Origin of the sequence: Thermosipho affectus (assembly GCF_001990485.1) — a bacterium.
In the GTDB taxonomy this organism is placed as follows: domain Bacteria; phylum Thermotogota; class Thermotogae; order Thermotogales; family Fervidobacteriaceae; genus Thermosipho; species Thermosipho affectus.
This window is the reverse complement of sequence record NZ_LBFC01000018.1, coordinates 11,125-32,924: the sequence shown is the minus strand read 5'-3', so window position 1 is coordinate 32,924 and position 21,800 is coordinate 11,125. Positions and strand designations below refer to the sequence as shown.

The 21,800-nt window shown below is 33.8% G+C and carries 25 protein-coding genes; 9 read left to right on the top strand and 16 right to left on the bottom strand.

The window, feature by feature from the left end; genetic code table 11:
• The first annotated feature begins 14 nt into the window (after positions 1–14).
• The 7 genes from XJ44_RS04490 to flhB all read left to right on the top strand — a co-directional run bounded on the left by XJ44_RS04490 (position 15) and on the right by flhB (position 7,982).
• The gene (locus XJ44_RS04490) at positions 15–1,289 is read left to right on the top strand and encodes an ArsB/NhaD family transporter (RefSeq protein ID WP_077198208.1); all 1,275 of its coding nucleotides are present in this window, start codon (positions 15–17) and stop codon (positions 1,287–1,289) included.
• A gap of 2 nt (positions 1,290–1,291) precedes the next feature.
• Complete coding sequence (gene yqeH, locus XJ44_RS04485; protein ID WP_077198207.1) at positions 1,292–2,371, top strand: ribosome biogenesis GTPase YqeH; 1,080 nt, start codon at positions 1,292–1,294, stop codon at positions 2,369–2,371.
• Complete coding sequence (gene pduL, locus XJ44_RS04480; RefSeq protein ID WP_077198206.1) at positions 2,368–2,955, top strand: phosphate propanoyltransferase; 588 nt, start codon at positions 2,368–2,370, stop codon at positions 2,953–2,955. Before yqeH ends, pduL begins: the two co-directional genes overlap by 4 nt.
• 68 nt (positions 2,956–3,023) lie before the next feature.
• Positions 3,024–3,845 (top strand): purine-nucleoside phosphorylase, encoded by an 822-nt coding sequence (locus XJ44_RS04475; RefSeq protein WP_077198205.1) that lies wholly within the window; start codon positions 3,024–3,026, stop codon positions 3,843–3,845.
• 11 nt (positions 3,846–3,856) lie between these two features.
• The gene (locus tag XJ44_RS04470) at positions 3,857–6,154 is read left to right on the top strand and encodes a methyl-accepting chemotaxis protein (protein WP_077198204.1); all 2,298 of its coding nucleotides are present in this window, start codon (positions 3,857–3,859) and stop codon (positions 6,152–6,154) included.
• A complete protein-coding gene (fliR, locus tag XJ44_RS04465) occupies positions 6,154–6,918 on the top strand; it encodes a flagellar biosynthetic protein FliR (protein ID WP_077198203.1) in 765 nt (254 codons plus the stop codon). The genes XJ44_RS04470 and fliR overlap by 1 nt, the downstream gene beginning before the upstream one ends.
• Positions 6,849–7,982 carry a flagellar biosynthesis protein FlhB gene (gene flhB, locus XJ44_RS04460; RefSeq protein WP_077198202.1) on the top strand — a complete coding sequence of 378 codons (1,134 nt, stop codon included), beginning with the start codon at positions 6,849–6,851 and terminating at the stop codon, positions 7,980–7,982. The genes fliR and flhB overlap by 70 nt, the downstream gene beginning before the upstream one ends.
• Here flhB and XJ44_RS04455 read toward each other — a convergent pair.
• The 15 genes from XJ44_RS04455 to XJ44_RS04385 form a co-directional block, all read right to left on the bottom strand.
• Positions 7,968–8,327 carry a hypothetical protein gene (locus XJ44_RS04455; protein ID WP_084758767.1) on the bottom strand — a complete coding sequence of 120 codons (360 nt, stop codon included), beginning with the start codon at positions 8,325–8,327 and terminating at the stop codon, positions 7,968–7,970. The genes flhB and XJ44_RS04455 overlap by 15 nt on opposite strands.
• Before the next feature lie 111 nt (positions 8,328–8,438).
• The gene (gene nusB, locus XJ44_RS04450) at positions 8,439–8,864 is read right to left on the bottom strand and encodes a transcription antitermination factor NusB (protein WP_075665810.1); all 426 of its coding nucleotides are present in this window, start codon (positions 8,862–8,864) and stop codon (positions 8,439–8,441) included.
• Positions 8,865–9,194: an Asp23/Gls24 family envelope stress response protein gene (locus XJ44_RS04445; protein ID WP_075665809.1), complete on the bottom strand. Its 330-nt coding sequence runs from the start codon at positions 9,192–9,194 to the stop codon at positions 8,865–8,867.
• 13 nt (positions 9,195–9,207) lie between these two features.
• Positions 9,208–9,765: an elongation factor P gene (gene efp, locus XJ44_RS04440; protein WP_075665808.1), complete on the bottom strand. Its 558-nt coding sequence runs from the start codon at positions 9,763–9,765 to the stop codon at positions 9,208–9,210.
• An 11-nt stretch (positions 9,766–9,776) separates the two neighbouring features.
• Positions 9,777–11,144, bottom strand: a complete 1,368-nt coding sequence (locus tag XJ44_RS04435; protein WP_077198200.1) for a PP2C family protein-serine/threonine phosphatase — start codon at positions 11,142–11,144, stop codon at positions 9,777–9,779.
• Positions 11,137–11,505 carry a response regulator gene (locus XJ44_RS04430; protein WP_075665806.1) on the bottom strand — a complete coding sequence of 123 codons (369 nt, stop codon included), beginning with the start codon at positions 11,503–11,505 and terminating at the stop codon, positions 11,137–11,139. The genes XJ44_RS04435 and XJ44_RS04430 overlap by 8 nt, the downstream gene beginning before the upstream one ends.
• The gene (locus tag XJ44_RS04425; protein WP_077198199.1) at positions 11,480–12,085 is read right to left on the bottom strand and encodes a TIGR03936 family radical SAM-associated protein; all 606 of its coding nucleotides are present in this window, start codon (positions 12,083–12,085) and stop codon (positions 11,480–11,482) included. The genes XJ44_RS04430 and XJ44_RS04425 overlap by 26 nt, the downstream gene beginning before the upstream one ends.
• Complete coding sequence (locus tag XJ44_RS04420) at positions 12,078–12,809, bottom strand: NHL repeat-containing protein (protein ID WP_075665804.1); 732 nt, start codon at positions 12,807–12,809, stop codon at positions 12,078–12,080. Before XJ44_RS04420 ends, XJ44_RS04425 begins: the two co-directional genes overlap by 8 nt.
• A 1-nt stretch (position 12,810) precedes the next feature.
• Positions 12,811–13,506, bottom strand: a complete 696-nt coding sequence (gene lptB / locus XJ44_RS04415; protein WP_077198198.1) for an LPS export ABC transporter ATP-binding protein — start codon at positions 13,504–13,506, stop codon at positions 12,811–12,813.
• Positions 13,503–13,988 (bottom strand): OmpH family outer membrane protein, encoded by a 486-nt coding sequence (locus XJ44_RS04410; RefSeq protein WP_075665802.1) that lies wholly within the window; start codon positions 13,986–13,988, stop codon positions 13,503–13,505. The genes lptB and XJ44_RS04410 overlap by 4 nt, the downstream gene beginning before the upstream one ends.
• Positions 13,989–13,999: 11 nt before the next feature.
• Positions 14,000–15,547 carry a DEAD/DEAH box helicase gene (locus XJ44_RS04405; protein WP_077198197.1) on the bottom strand — a complete coding sequence of 516 codons (1,548 nt, stop codon included), beginning with the start codon at positions 15,545–15,547 and terminating at the stop codon, positions 14,000–14,002.
• Entirely contained in the window at positions 15,544–16,041 is a 498-nt protein-coding gene (gene def / locus XJ44_RS04400; protein WP_075665800.1) for a peptide deformylase, read from the bottom strand. The genes XJ44_RS04405 and def overlap by 4 nt, the downstream gene beginning before the upstream one ends.
• The gene (surE, locus tag XJ44_RS04395; protein ID WP_075665799.1) at positions 16,019–16,786 is read right to left on the bottom strand and encodes a 5'/3'-nucleotidase SurE; all 768 of its coding nucleotides are present in this window, start codon (positions 16,784–16,786) and stop codon (positions 16,019–16,021) included. Before surE ends, def begins: the two co-directional genes overlap by 23 nt.
• 11 nt (positions 16,787–16,797) lie before the next feature.
• Positions 16,798–17,259 carry a YaaR family protein gene (locus XJ44_RS04390; RefSeq protein ID WP_075665798.1) on the bottom strand — a complete coding sequence of 154 codons (462 nt, stop codon included), beginning with the start codon at positions 17,257–17,259 and terminating at the stop codon, positions 16,798–16,800.
• 106 nt (positions 17,260–17,365) lie between these two features.
• Positions 17,366–18,175, bottom strand: a complete 810-nt coding sequence (locus XJ44_RS04385) for an Mrp/NBP35 family ATP-binding protein (RefSeq protein ID WP_084758766.1) — start codon at positions 18,173–18,175, stop codon at positions 17,366–17,368.
• A 119-nt stretch (positions 18,176–18,294) separates the two neighbouring features.
• Here XJ44_RS04385 and XJ44_RS04380 point away from each other — a divergent pair, with 119 nt between their 5' ends.
• Positions 18,295–18,708, top strand: coding sequence for a hypothetical protein (locus XJ44_RS04380; protein WP_075665797.1), 414 nt, complete (start codon positions 18,295–18,297; stop codon positions 18,706–18,708).
• Entirely contained in the window at positions 18,692–20,428 is a 1,737-nt protein-coding gene (abc-f, locus tag XJ44_RS04375) for a ribosomal protection-like ABC-F family protein (protein WP_077198196.1), read from the top strand. Before XJ44_RS04380 ends, abc-f begins: the two co-directional genes overlap by 17 nt.
• Here the strand turns inward: abc-f and XJ44_RS04370 are convergent.
• Complete coding sequence (locus XJ44_RS04370) at positions 20,403–21,740, bottom strand: MATE family efflux transporter (RefSeq protein WP_077198195.1); 1,338 nt, start codon at positions 21,738–21,740, stop codon at positions 20,403–20,405. The genes abc-f and XJ44_RS04370 overlap by 26 nt on opposite strands.
• Positions 21,741–21,800 lie beyond the last annotated feature (60 nt).

The window sequence follows — 21,800 nt, the reverse complement described above, 5'->3', positions numbered from 1 at the left end:
AGGGAGGTGGACTTGTGGAAAAGGTATTTGCATTATCTATTGTAATAATTGCATATGGGTATATTATTTTCGGTAAAAAGTATAAGGCGCCTATAGTTTTTGGGTTGGCAATTTTAGTTTCCGCACTTAAGCTTATTGAGGGATTAGAACCGGAGAATATTAGTAGAGTAGTAGATTTTAACACATTAGGTCTTCTTGCGGGAATGACTGTTATAGTGGAGTTTTTGAAAAAAACGGGTCTTTTTCAGTTTTTGGCTATACGTGTGGTAAAAATAGGTGGCAAGAGGTTTTTTTTGACCATAACTGGGTTGATGATTTTAGTAGCCGTATCTTCTGCTTTTTTGGATAACCTTGTTACGATAATCCTTATAGCCCCTATGATCTTTCTTATTACAGATTCACTTGGCTTAAATCCCATTCCGTTTTTAATGCTAACCATCTTTATAGACAATATTGGTGGAATGTCTACATTGATTGGTAGCCCTTTAAACCTTGTGCTTGGTTCAGTAAGCGGTTTAGGTTTTAATGATTTTATTAAAAACATGGGATTGATTACCATAATCTCATTTGCTATTACTATGCTTTTGTTTAAAAAATATACAGTAGTTGATAAAGATGTTGAAGAAAAACTTGAAAAGCTTTCAGATATTGATGAAACAATGGCTATTACGGATAAAAAGTCTTTGAGATTTACACTATTAGTTTTTCTTATAGTACTTTCCCTTTTTGGTCTTCATCAAGTAGTAGAGGTTGATCTTTCATTTGTTGCATTACTTGGAGCGGTAGCTGTGATACTGTTTCACAAGAAGAATTTTAATGATATAAGTAATGAGATAGATTGGGATACTTTATTTTTCTATGCAGGGCTTTACATTTTGTCATATGCACTTGAAGAAGTAGGTATTACACGCCTACTTGCAAATATGTTTTTACCACTTTCTGGACATCTATTTTACTCGCTTCTTGCAATATTTGCCTTTACTTCAATTGCAATTCCTTGGCTTAGTGCTGTTCCAGGAACTTTGATTATCGCACCTGTTATAAAGATTTTGGTGAATGCTGGTTTTTCACCTTCTTTTTGGTGGATATATGCGGTAAGCGCAAATCTTGCCACTAACCTTACGCCACTTGGTGCCGTTCAGAATATTGTGGGGGTTAATTTACTTTCAAAACAAATAGGTAGAGAATTTTCATTTGGTGAATATATAAAGTGGGCGTTTAAACCTTATCTTTTGACTAGTTTAGTTGGATTTGCATTTGTTATGGTAAAGCTTTATATAGGAGGTTAACGATGAAGTGTAGAGGTTGTGGAGTTGAATTGCAATTTAAAGATCCAAAAAAACCTGGATATATACCAGAACATGTGCTGTTGGAAGAAAAAGAACCGCTCTGCCAGCGCTGTTATAAAATGATCCATTATGGAAAGTTGAGTGTACCGGTTGAAGAGGAGATATTTTTGGATAAATTAGATGAAATTTTAAAGGATTTTAAAAAGGTAATATACGTTGTTGATATAACGGATTTTGAAGGTACTTTTCGAAAGGAAATAATGAAAAAATTAAACAGAAAAGAAGTATATTTTGCCGTTACAAAGTTTGACCTTTTGCCAAAATCACTTTCATCTATTGAAGCTCAAGAATGGTTAAAAAACAAGTTTGGTTGCTCTTCTGAGCGTATATTTTTGTTAAGTAGTAAAAATAAATTTGGGTTGAGAAAGTTTGAAAAATTTTTAAGAAGTCTAAGGGAAGATATCTTAATTTTGGGTGTTACAAATGTTGGAAAGTCATCGTTACTTTCGCATTTTACAGAAGCAAAACCAACTATTTCCCCATTTCCGGGTACGACTTTGGGGATAATAAAAAGAAAAGTCTTTGATGTAAATTTATTTGACACACCTGGAATATTAACAAACGATAGAGTAACAGATTTACTTTCTGTAGAATGTCAGGCAAAAATTTTAAATACAAAGTCTTTTACAAGAAAAACCTTTAAAATAGACGAAAGTAGAGCAGTGTTGGTAAGTGCATTTTGTAAAATAGAGGTGGAATTTAAAACGGAAAAAAAGCCTATTTTCCAGATTTTCGCACCTGAGAAGGTAACTTTTCATGAAACAAAGAAAGAAAAGGCAGATGAGTTAATGAAAAAGAGGGCAGGGGATCTTCTAATTCCGCCGTGTAAAAAGCAAGATATAGATGAAAATTTTGTAACACACATATTTGAAGTAGATGAGGAGAAAGAGGTAGTAATAGCTGGTTTGGGCTTTTTAAACATTAAAAGAGGACCATTTACAATAAAAGTTACAATTCCAGAAAAAATTAAGGTAGTTGTTAGGGATAGATTGCTTAAGCCGAAAAGAGGAGGGATAAAATGAATTTAAAACAACCTGGAATTGTAGCAGGTGTTAGTAACAGACATGTGCACCTTTCAAGGGAAGATGTGGAAGTACTCTTTGGTAAAGATTACAAACTTACACCTATTAAAGACCTAGGTCAACCCGGCCAATTTGCATGTCAAGAAACGGTAATTATTGTAGGACCAAAAGGTGCAATTGAGAAGGTAAGAGTACTTGGCCCCGAAAGAAAAGAAACACAAGTTGAAATTTCCCTTACAGATGCGTTTAAAATAGGAGTTAGACCACCTGTAAGAGATTCGGGAGATTTAGAAGGAACTCCAGGAATAGTTATAGTGGGACCAAAAGGTAGTGTTATAAAAGAAAAAGGGGTAATAATTGCAAAAAGACACATACACATGCACACAAGTGATGCTGAAAAATACGGTGTAAAAGATAAAGATATTGTAAAAGTGTTAGTCGAAAAAGAAGGAAGAAGATTAATTTTTGATGATGTGCTTATAAGGGTTAGTGAGAAATACGCTTTGGAATTTCACGTGGATACAGATGAAGCAAATGCGGCACTTTTAAAAACAGGAGATTTAGTCTATATAATAGAGGAATAAGCGGCTTTATAGCCGCTTTTTTTATGATATAATTATCAATGTATAAAATAAAAAGGAGGGTCAAAAAGATGAAAGAATACATTGAAAGAGTAAATCAAGCGGTAGCTTTTTTGAAGGAACACATTGATTCTATACCACAGATTGCCATAATCCTTGGTTCTGGTTTACATGGGATAGCGGATAGTATTGAAAATCCAAAGAAATTTTCGTACAAGGATATTCCAGGTTTTCCAGTATCAACTGCGCCAGGACACAAGGGTGAACTTATATTTGGAAAACTCAATGGTAAAGATGTTATGTTAATGAATGGAAGATTCCATTATTATGAAGGATACGATATGAAGACCGTAACTTTCCCAATAAGGGTTATGCAACTTTTGGGTGTAGAAGTATTGATAGTAACAAATGCGGCGGGTGGAATGAATCCAGAATTTGAGATTGGAAGACCTATGTTTATTACCGATCACATAAACATGATGGGAGATAATCCGTTGATTGGTCCTAACGTAGAAGAATGGGGGCCAAGATTTCCAGATATGTCAAATGCATACGATAAAGATTTGAGAAAAAGGGCTATTGAAATTGCACAAAAACTTAATATACCATTCTATGAAGGTGTATATGTTGCAGTATCGGGACCAAATTTTGAGACTCCCGCTGAATTAAAGATGTTAAGATGGATGGGTGCAGATGCCGTAGGTATGTCAACTGTTCCAGAAGTTATTGTTGCAAATCACGGCGGTTTAAAGGTTCTTGGTGTATCCGCTATTACAGATAAAGCGGTACATGATGATTTAAAACCACTTACAGCAGAAGAAGTATTAGAAGTTGCAAATAAAACAGGAGGAATGATTGTAAGAATAATTTCTGAACTTGTTAAAGAAATTTAAGGAGTGAAAATATGTCTTTTAGGGTAAAAGTAGTTTTGTTTGCAATAATTTTGGTAACGGTTCCAGTATTCTTGGTTACGTATTTCAATATCAGAGGGGTAAATTCTCAGATCGAAAATTTGCAAAAAGACATATCTTTATACGTTGAAAAAAACGTTATTTCAAAATATGAATCGTACATTGATAGTTTCAAAGGTGAACTTTTGAAACAATCAGAGGAATATACGAAAAGATTAAGTGAAACGGTGAGAGAACAAGAAAAAAAGATACAAAAATCTTTTAATGAAGTTTACGAAAAGGCGCTTGAAAATCAAGTGAATTTCACATTTGATACGGTTGTAAATTTAATAAAGGAAAGGACAGAACAACTTTTAACAGGTGCACAAATTGCGGCATCTTTAAAGGAGACTGTAAATGCCGCAAATGACAAAGATTTGTCGTTAACTGAAAGAAAATCCCTTTTATTTCCCTTTATAGAAAAATTTTCTGTTGAATATGCTGCACTTTGGACAATAGATGAAAAAAAGCCAAAGATTAAAAGTAGATTGTATACAAAATACAATGGAAAATACATAGTAGAATATGCAAAATCCGTTTCATCAGGTGCAAATGTAAGTTTTTACAAAAAACCGCCATACATTAGGGAACTTGAAGAAAATTTTTCAAGTATAATTTCTGCAAAGTCTGTTTTTTATCGTTCTTTGATTTTTCCGTATGATAATTTTTTGTATTCAATTGTCATTGTTCCCGTAATGCACCCCATACTTGGTAACACGGTAAATGGTTTTGTTGTATTTGTTGATAAGATGGACAATAAATTTTTAGATGAAATAAAATCCGTTTCAAATGCAGAGATCACGTTGTATGTAAATGGTAAAGCGCTTATAACCACAAAGGTAGGGGAAGATGGTAAAAGACTTGTAGGAGAGCCTTTAAGAAAGTTAAAAGGTAATATAATTGAAATTTTGAAAGATACCTATTTTGCAAAAGTAGGTGAATTTAAATACCTTGGAAAGAAGATAGGTGAAATAGAAGTTGCTATTCCATTTAAGGCTATTGATACAAGTGTTGAATTGCCAAAACCCAAACCATTTGTTGTTCCAAAACTTGAAAAACCAAATGTTTCGATTAATTTAAAGATTGACAATTCTATTATTGTGAAAAAGACAATTTTATTGGTTGTTTTTGTTCTTGTTATAAGTGTGATTTTGATATTTGTTATAACAGATCAGCTTTCAAAAGCACTTGAACATTCAAAGACGGTTATTGAAAGATTATCCGAGGGAAGATTTGAAAGCTTTGACGGTGTGAAGGTTTCTGGAGAATTTAAAGTTATGATGGACTCTTTAAAAAATCTTTCTGAAAGGTTTAAAGATTTTGCACAAAATCTTCTTTCAAATTCAAATAGGCTTGTTTCTCGTGTAGATGGCTTAGAAGAATTGAGCAATATATTAGAAAAGACCTCCAGGGAGTTTTCAAGTACTATAGAGGTTTTCTCTAAAAATACCACTGATATTTTAGATGAGTTTGATAACCTAAAAAGTACAACAGAAGGTGCAAAACAATCTATAGAAAATGTAGAAAATACATTAGAAGAGTTGGTTAATGATATAATAGATACGGAGGAAAGGCTAGATGATAATACAAAACTTGTAAAGGAAATGGATAACAGTATAACAAGGTCGCTAGATGCCATGGAAAAATTTAACAGTTATATTAACCAAACTATAGGGCAATTTAACAGGGTTACTGGTGAAATATCAAAGATACAAAATGTTGCAAATCAGACAAATTTACTTGCACTTAATGCCGCAATAGAAGCGGCAAGGGCCGGAGAAGCGGGAAAGGGTTTTGCGGTAGTTGCAGATGAGATTATGAAGTTATCTATAGAGATAAACGATATTTCAAAAAAACTTGTAAAGGATATGGAAGAATACACACAAAATCTCAGTGGTTTAAACAAGGTATATGAAGATTCGAAGAATAATTTTTCAGCCCTTTCAAAGACAAAAGAAGAATTTTCTCAAGGTTTCCAAATTGTAATTGAGCGTATCCAAAAACTTGCGGGAACCACAAAGACGGTATCGGAAGTTTTAGAGCAAGCAAAAGAAGTATTTAACGAGATGGTATATATCTCAGAAAGATCTACAAATACGGTTTCAGAAGCGGTGAATAAATTAGCGATGGTTAACGAGAATATGTCAAAATTAGAGGAATTTTCCCAAAGATTACACGAAACAGTTAAAGCTATTGATTTGGTCTCTGAACAATTGAAAAGTATAGCAAATTGGTTTAAAATAGGAGGATAATGGATTTATATCAATTTGTAGAGACTCAATTTTTAAATTGGGGAATGCTAATAAGTAGAATAACTGGGATTTTTGTAATTTCGCCTTTACTGTCAGGAAGGTTTATTCCTTCCACAGTAAAGGCTTTTCTTGTGCTTGCATTTTCATATTCACTGCTTCCACAGGAAAGTGTTATAGCACTAGATACTCCTGTTCTTCATATAGTACTTTCCCTTTTAAATAACTTCATTGTGGGTTTTGCGATTGGATTACTGGCATATATGATTTTTGGAGCATTTGCCGTTGCAGGGGAATTGTTGGGTATAGAGTCTGGTTTTGGGCTTGCTACTTCTATGGATCCAACTATGGAAGAAAGTCCCATAATAGGGCAACTTATATTTCTTCTTGCAATTTTTGTGTTTATCTCTTTAAATGGGCATTTGTTAATATACGAAGCGGTTGTGGACTCTATTAAAGTGTTTCCACTTAACTTGGATTTTTTGGATTTTGGTTTTGTTAAGTTTATAACGTCAAAATTTATAGAATTATTTTTTGTGGCATTAAAGATAGGACTCCCAGTTATAGGCTATATGTTTATAGTAAACGTGCTTTTGGGGATTCTTTCAAGGTTGGTACCGCAAATGAATGTATTTATGGTTGGAATACCACTAAAAAGCATATTGGTTTTTTTAATATTTTTGGGGATGGTGCCGTTATGGGCGGAGACTTCTGCAAAGTTGGCAGTTCTTTTAGAAAAAACCCTGCAGCATTTTCTTTCAGGATAGATATACAGCTATTTGCCGATCCAGATAAGACGGAAAAGGCAACTCCAAGAAGGCGACAAAAGGCAAGAGAAGAAGGCCAAGTTCCAGTTTCAAGGGAACTTACCTCTGGTTTTACATTCTTGGCGGCGGTGATTGGTTTTGCATTTTTAGGCAGGGGAATTATACTGGGATTAGAATCTGCTATATCCTTTTTTGCACAATTACCCTCCTATGATACGTTGACTATCAACGATTTGGGAATATACACATTTGATGCGTTTAAAGGGTTAATTGTTGATTTGATAATCTTTGTTGCAATAGTAATGGTAACGGGAATTTTTGTTGGAAGTTTACAAACAAGGTTTTTATTTACGTTCAAATCTTTAAAACTTGATTTTTCAAAGATAAATCCCATCAGTGGTTTGAAGAGGATGTTTTCATTGCGTTCGTTATTTGAACTTTTAAAGTCCATTTTAAAGTTGGTTATAGTGGGATATGTAGGATTTTTGGTAGTGAAAGTCAATTGGAATAAGTTGTTGCTTGCAACAGATACGAGTGTTTTAGAGGGCGCGCTACTTATTTGGAATATAACGTTTGAGCTTTTGATAAAGTGTGGTATAGCACTCTTTATTGTATCAGTAGCCGATTATTTTTATTCAAGGTACGAATATGAAAAGAATATAAGAATGACAAAACAAGAGGTTAAAGAGGAATTCAAAGAAGTTGAAGGAAATCCAGAAGTAAAAAGAAAGCAAAGGGAGATTATGATGCAATATTCTATGCATAGAATGATGCAAGAAGTTCCCGAGGCTACTGTGGTGGTCACCAATCCTACACACTATGCTGTTGCTATAAAATATGAAGTAGATGAAATGGAGATACCAATTGTTGTTGCAAAAGGTGTGGATAATATAGCAGAAAAGATAAAAAAAATTGCACGGGAAAATAACATACCTGTCTTTAGAAATCCAAAACTTGCAAGGGAGTTGTATTTTAACGTAGAAGTGGGAGACGAAATTCCAGAGAAATTCTACAGAGCAGTTGCAGAAGTACTAGCATATGTGTACAGCTTAAAAGGAGACTAAGATTTTTTTTATTTTAAACTCAAGAGGCTCTTTGGGAAGTACAAACCTTCCCCTGTAAGTTTGGATGTATACTATAGTTGCGGCGTTTTTAAATGAAAGAGTCGTTTTAAATGGACCAAGGTAGTTTCCCAGACCTTGTACTTCCCTTTTTAAAAACATACCGTCTTTTGTATCCAAAACCTTGTATTTTACCAATTTTACATCGCCATTTTTCAATTTTTCTGTAAAGGATATGCATTTTTCATTTTCAAAATTTACACCAGATATACCACGCGTGTAAAAATCGTGACGTATGTAATTTACCACGTAAAACGTTTCGAGAGATTTAATATAGTCCGTTTTCAAAAATATATACCATTCAATGGTTGAATCAAGAATAAGATAACACGCGTAGATTACGTATATTGAAATAAGCAGAGAAATGATGACCTCGGAAAAAGAAATTTTCCCCCCACCTTAGATTTCAAACTTTTCTTTTGGTGCCTCCTCTTTTGCTATTTTATCCAATACACCATTTACAAACTTTCCACTGTTTTCCGTACCGTAGGCTTTTCCCAGTTCTATCATTTCATCTAGTGTAACTTCTATGGGTATATCATCTATGTATAATAACTCAAAAGTTCCAAGCCTAAGTATATTTCTATCGGTAACAGATAGCCTATCTAGCGTCCAGTTTTTTAGATACTTGGATATAATTTCGTCTATCTTTAATATATTTTCCCTTATCCCCCTCACGTATTTTTTCGCAAGTTCTTGCAAAGAATCATCTAATACGCTAATGTGTTCTTTGGATATGTCTTCTAGATTTTCATCTTTGTTGAAATCCCACTGGAAGAGAGCTTTAAAAATAGCTTCTCTCATTTTGTGCCGACTCTTTATCAATTACTCTTCCTCCTCCGTTGTTTCAATCTTTTCAACAACATCAGTTATTGTAACATTAACAGCGGAAACTTGAAGTTCTGTCATTCTTTGTATATTTTCCGATATGTTTTTCATAATTTTTTTACCGAATTCTACAAGGCTTTGTCCATATGGTGCAACAGTCCTTACATATACTATTACGTTGTCGTCCGGTGTTCTTTCGATTTCGATACTTTTCTTTAGTTTTTTTACATCTTTTTCATCTGGTGCAAGTACTTCGATAAAACTTCTAAAGGCTATTTCTTTTAAAACATCATCGCTTATGTTTATACTTCCTTGCTCAAAATCCATATTTATCCCTCCTTTAGGCTCTTTCTATGTATTCGCCTGTCCTTGTGTCTACTTTAACTTTCTGACCTTTCTCCACAAAGAAAGGAACTGTAATTTTTAAACCAGTTTCCAGGATTGCTGGTTTACCTCCCCCTGAAACCGTATCACCTTTAAAACCTGGTTCAGTTTCCACTACTTCAAGTACAACACTTGTTGGAAGTTGTATACCTAGTGGTTTTCCATCATGCATTATTAAATCCACTTCGGTGTTTTCCACTAAGTAATTTTTTTCATCTTCAATATCGGATTCTGGAATACCGTATTGTTCAAATGTTTCATTGTCCATGAAGTAATACATTTCACCGTCGTTGTATATGTAAGATGCCTTTCTAAAATTAACCTCTGCTTCTTCCACCTTTTCACCACTGTTAAAATTAACGTCTCTCATTAATCCCGTTGAAAGATTTTTTAGTTTTGTTCTAATTAACCCAGAACCCCTTGCTCTAAAGTGCTTGTTAACGTCTACCACTCTGTAAATATCTCCGTCGTACTTTATGTACATACCTTTACTTAATGCACCTACATCTATCATTTAACTACCTCCTATCCTAAGTATTTTATCGCCAAAATTGTCATATCATCGTGCTGTAGTGCACCTTGTGAAAATCTAAAGACATCTTTTTCAACACTATCGACTATATCTTTTGCAGGTAAAATGTGAATCTTACTTAGTAATCTTTCCAATCTTTCAAAATCATATTCTTCGTTGTTTATATTTCTTGCCTCTGGGATACCATCTGTGTATGCAAAAATAAGTGTATTTTCGGAAAGTTGTGTACGTTGCATTTCAAATTCCATGAATTCAAACATACCTATAGGAATGCTTGTGGAGTTTATCTTTGTAATTTTATCTTTTACTATATAGAGTGGATCATGTCCCGCGTTTATCACTTCCAGTGCTCCATCCCTATTTAATTTCACAAATACAGCGGTTACGAATTTGTCATCTCCAACGTCGTATGAGAGCATGTTGTTTAAACTTGTCACTGTTTTTAATAGATCGCCATTTGTACTTTCTATTAGCGATTTAAAAGCACTTCTAAGAGAAGACATAATCAAAGATGCGGGAAGCCCCTTTCCAGATACATCGGCTACTATACCGTAGAGACTATTATTTTTCAAGAACACATCAAAGTAATCTCCACCAACGTGTATAGCGGGGATGCTTTCGCCAAATGAATCAAAATTTTCATCTTGAGGGAATGCCTTCGGGAAAAAGTTAAATTGAATACTTCTTGCAATTTCAATTTGTTGGTTTAACTTTTCCCTTTCTATTTCTTCTCTTAAAGCTATTTCGCGTTCTATACTACTTGCAATCTGCTGTGCTGCAGATTCTATAATCTTTTTATCACCTGCTGTAAATATAGTGCCGGATTCCTTTCCAACAACAAGGATATACCCCATTCTTTTATTTGACGCGGTGGATATAGATTTGTATATTATACTTCTATTATTTAATTTCTTACAGGTTTCTTTGAATACAATGTCTGCATTTTCGTCTAAATTATCTTTTAATACCTCTTCAATGTTATTGGGACATTCTCCAATAGTTTCGGAAAATTTCCCATCAAAGTTTATACTAATTATTCCACATGAAAAATTAATTGCCTTTTTCAAAGTAATTAACACGGGCATTAGAATCTGCTTTGTTTCTATGTTGGATGCTACAATTTTACTTATTTCAAAAAGTGTTGAAATTTCTTCATACAGTCTTGAAATTTCTTCAAGTTGACTTTCAATAAGTATTGTAGATGATTCCAATTCCTGCTTGTAAGATAGAAATTCACTTGTAATTATATTAATTTCTTCTTCTACCAATGCCCAAAGTTCCTCTTCAGATGAGTATGGTTTCTGTGGGTTTTTTGAAATTTCAAGTAATTTTAGGTATAGTTTTTCCAATTTTTCAATCATCGGAAATCAGCCTCTTTACCTCTTCGATTAATTTTGATGGGCTAAATGGTTTGGTCATGACTATTTGTGCTCCTAAGCTTTTGGCTACTTTTTCGTCTTCTGCTCCACCCTTTGCGGTGAGTATAATTACGGGGATGTTTTTTATTTCCTCTATGTTTTTCTTTTCTTTTAAAACACCAAACCCGTCGAGTCTTGGCATCATTATATCTAATATTATGAGATCAGGTTTTATGTCTTTCATCTTTTCGAGGCCATCTACCCCATCAAAGGCCTCGTACACTTCGTATCCCGCTTTTTTTAAGTTAAAAGACGTGATTTTTCGCAAAACTTCAGAATCATCCACTACGAGGATTTTTTTCATCTAATACACTCCCTTCAAAAAGAAAAGAAGGATAACATTCCTTTCTTATAGCTAAGAACACGGCATCTGAAATGATATACGGATTAAATGTATTTTCCTTTTCAATTATATAGTTTATCACAATATAGTCCTTTTTTTCAATAATTTTGAGATTTTCCAAAGAAGATATGGGGATTTCCCTAAAACCCCTTTTTGTCTTTTTTACTATTTTTTCCGGAAGATTAAAGTTTTTTCTTGCTATAATTTGAAATTCATATGCACGTATTTTTGAAAGACTGACATCTTTTTTTAAAACTTTGTCTACTACAAAATGCGGAGGTTGTACATTTTTTATTTCTTCTTTTACGAAGGATGTGTTATAATCTTCCAAAAGTTCAATTGTAAGATAAAAAGCCCAATCTATTACCCCAGTTGCAACTGGATCAACATAAGTAAACTTGGGTTTTGGATGAAACCCTTCTGTAAATTGCATTTTAAGATTTGTTCTTCTAAATGTTCTCTCTATCATGGATATGGTATCAAGCCCCGAAATGAATCTGTACATTCCAAGTTTTTTAAATTTAATCAGATATTTATTCATTTTCCACCTTAAATACGTAAATTTTTCCCTCTTTCATATCTGGTACGTAAAGATTTCCATTTGAGTAGTATATATCAGCGGGAGATGAAAATCCATTCTTTTCACCAATCTTTTTCCAAGAAGAATTGTAAATTACCACGTTTTTTGAAGTATAACCCGATATGAAAAACATATTATCTGCATACACTATACCATCTCCACCTTTTACCTCGTTTAAGGTATATGTTTCAATGACTTTGTTTTCGTCACATTTGTAGACGACAGCTGGAGAAGTAAAGGATATAATGTATAAATATTCTCCATCTGTTGTAATACCATTTGGCCTTTTTAAATTGTATGTAACTTCTAATTTTTCATCGTTTAATTTGTATACTGTGTTTCCATATGTATCTGTAACGTAATATTTTTCTTTGTATTTTACTATATCGTTTAAATACTTAGGAGAAGATGCAAAAAAGTTTTTGTACTTTCCCGTTGAAAGATCAAGCCTTACCAGCCTATCAAAATCTACAATCCAGAGGTATTTACCTTCTTTGAACATTCCCCGTGGATCTACCATTTTTAAAAGCATTTCGTTTTTTTCCTTTGACATATAAAGTACACTACCATCTTCAACGTATAGCTTTCCCATTTGAGAAATAAAGTAATCACCGTTTTTTACAACAATACTTTCTGGAGCGAAAAGCCCCCAAATTGAAAATAAAAAAGTTAAGATAACCTTCATGCTATCCCCCCAAATACACTTTTTTGACAATTTCATCGTTTAAGACAACGCTTGGTTCCCCACTTGCAATTATACCACCTTTGTGTATTACGTATAACCTATCCACAATATCTTTTAGTGCATCTACACTGTGGTCTGTTATAATTATCCCCAATCCCATTTTTTTCAATTCTAGCACCATCTTTTGAATTTCCTTTACCGTCTTTGGATCTATACCCACAAATGGTTCATCAAGGAGTAAGAATTTTGGAGAGAGTGTCATCATACGTGCAAGTTCAAGCCTTCTTTTCTCCCCACCAGATAGACTAAATGCCATTTGGTTTTTCAAATCAAGTAATCCAAAATTTTTGAGAAGCGTGTCTATCTTACCAAAATCTTTGTCGTAATGTTCTATAACGAGTTTTAAATTTTTTTCCACAGTAAGTTGTCTAAAGACAGATGTTTCCTGTTGAAGATATGTTATTCCCAACCTTGCCCTTTTGTGTATTGGTACCTTTGTAATATCTTTTTCATTTAAAAAAACTTTACCGCTGCTTGGAATTACTACACCCAATATAATATTAAATAAAGTAGTCTTGCCGGAACCGTTTGGCCCCAGCAAGCCCACTATTTCGTTTGTGTTTACGATTAAATCTACACCGTTTAAAACTTGTTTTTTTCCAAATCTTTTTTTTATATCTTTACATACTATTTTCATTGCGCGGATTTCAAGTATTCAATAAATTTATCCGTTATATCGTATTTTGGAGAGCCATACGCCATTGATTTGCTGTTAAACACAAAATCATATCCCATTATTTCTGCGTATTCTGCTATTTTTTGGAGTATCTCCTGTTCAAGCTGTGAAAATTTTGGTTGATATTCGTTATTTAAAAGTTGTGAATATTGTTGTTGTTTTTGTGTGTATTCTGCTAACTTTTTATTTAACTCTTGTTCGCTTGCACCATCTTTTTTCATTTGATTTATTTCTGCTGCAAGTTCGTTGAGTTTTTTCTGATAAAATTGTGCATCTTCTTGATACTTGGATTGGAGTGTTATAAATTTATCGTACGATTGTAGTACTTTGTTTGAATCAATGTATGCAATTTTTGGACTTTGGTTTGTGTCTCCCCCTGCAAAGAGTAGTACAAATGAGAGTAAAATAGCTATAGATACGACTAGAAAACCCACTTTTTTCATACTTTTCCCTCCTAGTTTCTTTCTTTTGCTTTGGATATTAAGGATCTTCTTCCTCGTTTTTTAAAGATTGATAGTATTATTTCCGCTTCTTTGTATGGAACGGTTATAAATGAAAATTTGTCCAAAACAAGTACATCACTTATTACTTTTGGATTTATGTTGGTTTTTTCAACGATAAATTTAACTAGATCTTTTTTGGTAAGACCAGCTTGTTTTCCTTTCGCTATAAACAACCTTACAACTTCTTTTGCTTTTGAAGTAGGTGATACTTTTTTGTAATTTTCCGGATTTAAAGATTTAAAAGCAGTACTTAAAAGCTTTGCTACAACTTCTCTTGGTTCTGCGTGTTCAAGGAGTTCATCAGCAAGGTTGTAGTATACTTTCTGTATATTTTTATTATGATTTAAAATATCTTTTTTTATTTTTTCCGATCTTGCCTTTATTATTTGTTCCACTGAAGGGATTTTACCTTCTTTGATCTTTGCCTTTGAAAATTTCTTTATTCTAAAGAGTTGTCTGTATTCTTTTGGGGTAACAAACGTTATGGCGATACCTTCTTTTCCAGCCCTTCCCGTTCTACCTATTCTGTGCACGTAGTGTTCAGGGTTAAGTGGAATGGAGTAATTTATTACGTGAGATAAACCGGTAATATCTATTCCACGTGCTGCAACATCAGTTGCGACAAGTATATTTATCTTCTTTTCTTTAAATTTTTTCAATACCCTCTCACGTTGGTATTGTGAAAAATCTCCATGTAGTGCTTCTGCGTCGTATCCCCTTTCAATGAGTTTTGAAGATACAGTATCTACTTCTACTTTTGTTCTACAGAATACCATACCGTAGAAATCATCTTCCACATCTATTATTCTACAAAGTGCTTCAAATTTATCGCTTTCGTTTAATTCTATGTATATTTGTTCTGTAAGGTTTGTGGTGAGTTGTTTATCAAGTATCTTTATAACTTCGTAGTTTTTGATGTATTTTTTTGCAAGGTCTATGATTCTCTTTGGGATCGTTGCAGAAAACATCAAAAAGAATTTTTCACCATTTGTATTTTTCAGTATTTTTTCCACGTCGTCTATAAAGCCCATATCAAGCATTTCATCTGCTTCATCTAAGATAAAGTACTCTACTTTTGAAAGGTCTATCGTCTTTCTTTCTAGATGGTCAAGGATCCTTCCCGGTGTACCAACTACTATATCAACACCTCTTTTTAGATGGTCTATTTGCCTCTTTATAGACTGTCCTCCGTATATGGGAAGTATCTTGAGCCTCTTCCTTTTTAAAGAGTTTATCTCCTCTGAAACTTGCAGTGCCAGTTCACGTGTAGGGGTGAGTATAATCGCTTGGACATACCCCTTGTTTTCCAAAAGTTCTATGAGTGGTATTCCAAATGCCGCAGTCTTTCCCGTGCCTGTCTTTGCCTGTACAATTAAATTCTTTTCCTTTTTTAGCAGTATAGGTATTACCTTTTCTTGCACAGGTGTTGGTGTTTCAAATCCTTTCTCGTAAATTGCGCGAAGCGTCTTTTCACTTAAGTTAAAATCTTCAAAGTTCACTTTGTTTCCTCCAATCTCATCCTCATTATTTTGGAAAGCTCAGGAGAAAGTCGTCTTTTTACAGTGGTTGGAAGGTGATCGATAAATAATATACCATCAAGGTGATCTCTTTCGTGTTGTACTATTCTTGCACTGTATCCTTCAAACAACTTCGTCTGAACTTTTCCATATTCGTCTTGAAATTTCAATTTAACCCATTTATACCTTTCAACATCGGCAAAAATACCCGGAAGACTTAGACATCCCTCTTCTCCAATTTCTTTTTCAGTTGAATGTTCCAGTATTTCGGGGTTTACAACAAAAAGTGGTCCATTTCCATCATCCATAACAAAAAATCTTAAAGAAATACCCACTTGCGGCGCGGCAAGTCCCACACCATCTTCTATGTACATAGTTTTTAACATATCATCTTTTATACTTTGTAAGTATTCAAAATCTTCAACTTTTTTTGCCTTTTTCCTAAGAATTGGATCACCGTATAGCCTTATCTTCATACCTTTCCTCCAATCGCTTTAGATATTCTTCGTTTGTCAAAAATACACTAATTGGAGTTACCGATACGAAATTTTGGGTTAGTACTTTGTAATCTGCTTTTGGATCTGGGTCATTTTCTATTATGTTTCCCATCATCCAGTAATAATTTCCACCGGATGGGTCTTTTCGTTCTTCAAAGTAGTCTTCATACATTCTCTTGCTTTGTTTTGTTAGTTTCCAACCTTTAAGTTTTTCGTAAGGGATGGAAGGTACGTTTATGTTTAATGCGGTAAATTGCGGTATGGAATTAATATCAAATTCTTCTAGAAAATCTAGTATAAACTTTGCCGCTGTTTCATATATGGGATTTTCAAAACTAAAACTTGATACGGCTATGGCTGGAATTCCCGCTATAGCACCTTCTAGCGCGCCACTTACCGTTCCAGAATACACCACATCCGTTCCCAAGTTGTTTCCCCTGTTTATTCCACTGATTAGTAAATCTGGTTTTTCCTTTAATACGACATCTATACCTATCTTTACACAATCTGCAGGAGTACCAGAAACTGCGTAAATTTCAAAATCTTCGTTTATATCTATTTTTCTAAGCCACAAAGGAAGCCTCAACGTTATTGCATGTCCTACAGCGCTTTGTTCCGTTTCAGGCGCAACTACGGTTACTTTGTGTTTTTTGCTTAAATGTCTTGCAAGACACAATATGCCATTTGCCGTTACCCCATCGTCATTTGTTACCAAGATGTTCATGTTTTTCCTCCTCATTTATACAAGTCTAATATTAAACCGTTTATTTCATCAACTTTGGCGGCAAAGTTGATGGTTCCACCTTCTGAAGTTATAAGCTTTTCAGCAAGGTTTTTTAGTTTTTCATCTATATCCTCTACAATTACGTGTAATCTCGGTGAATTAGTTGAATAATCCATCTTACCGGATAATTTGTACATTTTCTTTTCAATGAGTTTTAGAAATTTTTTAATTTTTTCCTTGTACTTTTTCAAAGTATCAGGTGTAGGGGATCTAATAAAATCATTTCCCGCATCCAATATTTCATTTACAATCTTTTCAAGTTCTACGTTTATCTTTTCTTCTTCTACATCCATTAATACATCGAAAAAGCCGGGAGTTTCGTTTGTGAAATTCACTTTTTTACCTTTTGAACCTTTTTTCTTTTTTATTTTTTCATTTTTTATTTTCGGGTCGCCTGTAGGTTCTATCCTCAAAGTTACTCACCTCTAATTTTCGACTTTCCAGTTAAGAAAAAGGTTCTTCGTATGATTATATCATAAAACATTGAATTATGGAAAGAAAAACCCCCAGATTTGGGGGTTATTCTACTATCTGTGCAATTTTTTCCACTATTTTTCTAAACGCTTCTTCGACTTCTGTTTCCCTCATATACAGGGTTATAGGTTTTCCTTCGTCTGCAAGTTGAGCGGCTTTTGGATCAAGTGGTATTTGTCCCAAGAGTTCAACGTTGTATTCTTTTGCAATTATGTTCCCACCGCCACTACCAAATATTTCTATTTTTTCACCGCATTTTGGACATTTTACATAAGACATATTTTCAACTATACCTATGAGTTTTTTGTTCATAGAATGTACGAAATCAATTGCACGACGTACATCATCTAATGCCACTTTTTGTGGAGTAGTTACCATTACTACACCATCTAAATCCGGGAGTGTTTGAAACAAACTTAATGCTTCGTCTCCAGTACCAGGTGGAAGGTCAAAGATTAAAAAGTCCAACTCTCCCCATTTTGTGTCACCCAAAAATTGCTTAATTGCAGAATGTTTAAGTGGACCTCTCCAAATAACTGCTTTGCCACTTTCAACAAGCATTCCTATTGAAAGTGCCTTTAAATTTGGTAAAATCTCTGCGGGAACAATTTCCTCTCCATCTACAGATGGATTTTTTTTACCAAGCATTCTTGCAATATTTGGACCGTGTATATCAAGGTCCAAAAGCCCTACTTTGTAACCACTTTCCGCTAGTGCAGTGGAAATATTCACTGCAACGGTTGTCTTTCCTACTCCACCTTTACCACTTAAGACCGCTATTTTGTGTTTTACCTTTGACATTTTTTCTTTTATCTTTGTATCGCCATTGTTTAAATTAAACTGTGGATTTGGCATTATATCACCTCCAAAATTTATCCACTTTAATTATATCACAGTAGAACTATTCAAATGTGAATAATTCTTGAATTTATCGTTGAGTTTGATGGTATAATGATACTTGGGAGGTGATTTATATGAAAAAATTTTTTTTGTATTTTTTTTCTTTTCTCACCCTAATCCCCTTTGTTGCGCCTATAATATTTTCATTTGTAGCGTTTTTTAGTGTAGGACATTTTCTTTACGATTATTTAATGCCCGTTGAATTAGTGATATTTACTTTGATTGGTGGGATTGGTACTATGTTTTTTGCCTTTAATCATCAAAGAAAGATGATAATAATATTTATAGGCATAGAACTTCTAACTATACTTTTTGCACAACTTTATTCAAAGTTCACGGGTCTTTCACAAGGGAGTACAAGTTTTACAGGTGTTCATGTATTTGTAATATCGATTTGTATTGTATTGTGGCACATATTCTCCATACTTGTTTCAATTGAGTCTTTTAAAGTAGTTATGGGAGGTAAAAAGGTTGATAGCGTTAAATAACGTCTCAATACACTTTCCTGGAAAAGAGCTTTTAAACAATGTAACGTTAAATATTGCAGATGGTGAAAGGGTTGCGTTAATTGGGAAAAACGGAAGTGGAAAAACAACCCTTTTAAAAGCAATAATTGGTGAATTTAAAGACTATGCAGGACAGATAAATACCACAGGTAAAGCGGTATACCTTGATCAATACCGAACATTTAACAGTAGGACACCATATGAGTATTATCTGGAGGTTGCAGATACCCCCGAAAAGCAACGACTTGTTAGGAGTATTCTAAAAGGTTTGGGGTTTGCAGAAGAAGATTGGCACAGGGATATTAACACATTTAGTGGAGGGGAAAAAACACGTCTTCACATTGGAAGAATTTTTCTAGAAGATGCAGATTTTATCCTCTTGGATGAACCTACGAATTTTTTGGATATACCAGGTATACACTTTTTAAAAAATCTTTTAAAGAATTTTCGTGGAGGATACATAATTATATCCCATGATAGAAGTTTTTTGAGAGATACCTGTGAAAGATTTTTGGAGATAAACAATTCAAAAATTTGGGACTTTAGGATGAATTTTGACAACTATTTGAGAGAAAGGGAAACTTTAATTTTAAATCAAAAACGCTCAATGAAAAACAAACAACGTGAAATAGAAAGGTTAAAAAAGATAATTGAAAGGTACAGGAAATGGGGAAGGGAAAAGTTTATAAAGCAGGCAAAAAGTAAAGAAAAAATGCTTCAAAGGATGTTAGGGGAATTACAATCTGAGGTAACATTTGAAGAAGATGTGGAAAAAGAAGTTTCCATACCAATCCCCGAACCATCTGGATATGTTGTTTTAAGTGTAGATAATTTAAAATTTTTGGATATTTTAGAAGATGTGTCATTTAAAGTATATACGGGGGAAAAGGTGGCAATTCTTGGGCCAAATGGCTCGGGAAAGAGCACTATTTTAAAATTGTTGGCTGGAAGGTTAAAAGGTGAAGGAGTGGTGGAATTTGGTCATAACGTAAAGGTGGAGTTTTTAGACCAGTTTGTGGAAAACTTAGATGAGGAAAACACAGTTTTTGAAGAGCTTTCCGATGAAATGTCATTTCAACCTGATTATATAATCAGGGCTTATGCGGGAAGATTTGGTTTTAAAGGTGAAGATGTGTTTAAGAATGTATTTGAATTAAGTGGAGGAGAAAGACAAATTCTTGCACTTGCAAAAGTACTATTAAAAAGACCAAATCTTTTAGTGTTAGATGAACCTACAAATCATATGGATTTAGAAACAGTTGAGGCACTTGAAAAGGCGTTGAAGGAGTATAAAGGAAGTCTTATTCTTGTGTCTCACGATGAGGAATTGATTAAAAATGTTTGTAGTAGATATTATATGATAAAAAATAGAAGACTTGTTGAGGTTTCATCTGATTTTGAAATTAGTGTAGAAAAAAAAGTGGAGAAAAAATCACCCAACTTTGAATATGAACAGAAGAAAAAGATAAAAAATCAATTAAAAAAGGCAAAAGAAGAAATAAAAAAACTAAGAGGCATGGAGGAAAAGCTTTTAAAAAAGCTTGAACTTGTGGAAATAGAGCTTTCTGGGGTAGGTGCAGACTATGTAAAGGCTATGGAATTAACGGAGAAGAAGGAGAGTTTAGAAAATGAAATAATGAAAATTTTGGAAAAAATAGAAACACTCGAGGAAGAAATTAAATATTTTCAACAACATTTCTAATCCACCTTTTACTTTTGTATCGTAATAAAAGTATTAGAAATTTTGCAAGTTCATCTGTCATTGTAAGGAGTAATACAATTGGAAAACTTAGTTTTAATACAAGTCCTCCAAATGCAGCAAGGGGAACACCTAAAAACCAAAGGGTGGAGGCCTCTACTGCAAAGGAAAACCTGGTATCTCCACCTGCGCGTAAGAATCCTACGACGTTTAATCCATTGAAAATTTTCACAGGGACAAATCCCATAGATATAGCCATGGCTATTATTACCAATCTTTTAACTTCTTGAGAGACGTTGAATAAGTTTACCGCATATATGGTTAATATGTACGTAACAAGTGCCGAAATAATAGCTACTATTTCCGTGAGCGTTATTATTTTTTTTGATATTTTGTATGCGTCATTGTATTTTTTCGCACCTAGGTAATTTCCAACAATAACGGAAGCGGCATTTGCAAGGGAAAATGAAAAAGCCCAGGCAAATCCTTCAATTGTACCTACTATATTTCGTGCGGCAATTACTTTAGTGCTCATATGTGCGTATATAACAGAATACATGGTGAATCCCAAAGACCATGCAAATTCGTTTGCAACTGTGGGAAGTGTGTAGTGAAAAAATTTTTTTATAAAGCTTTTGTTCAAGAGTTTTATGTGAGTTATAGAAAACATACCTGGAAGATTCTTTATTTTTATTATTGCAATTAGAACTATCAAACCTACTAATCTTGATATAACAGTTGCGATAGATGCACCTATTACACCAAGCCTTGGAAAACCAAAATTACCGAATATAAGTATGTAATTAAAAAGTACGTTTGTAGATAATTCTACAATTGTTGTATACATAGGAATATGTGCTTTGTGTATGCTGCGAAGCATAAAAGAAAATACCATTGAAACGGCAAATATTGGAAATGAAATGGATAATATTTTTAAGTATTTTATCCCTAAATCGATTACCAGTGGATCAGGTGAAAAAAATGTCATAACAAATTTTGGGGAAAATAGTGTAAGTAGAAAGAATGGAATGGAAATAAAAAGAGAAGATATGGTGGTAAGTGCCGTTGATTTAGATAGCCCTTCTAGATCCCCTTTTCCCCAGAACTGCGCAAAAAATATGGCACCACCTGATACAAGTCCAAAAATCACTAAATTGTAAAAGAAGAAAAATTGATTTGCAAGTCCAACAGCAGCGATGGAGTTTTCGCCAAGTTTTCCTATCATCAACGTGTCTAAAAAGTTCACACTACTGAATAAAAATTGTTGTAGTGCAATGGGGATAGCAATTTTGAAGAGCTTTCTGTATATGTGCATATATTCCCTCCTTTTGTTTGTTAGGATTACTAACATTTTAGCAGAAAATTTTAACATTAA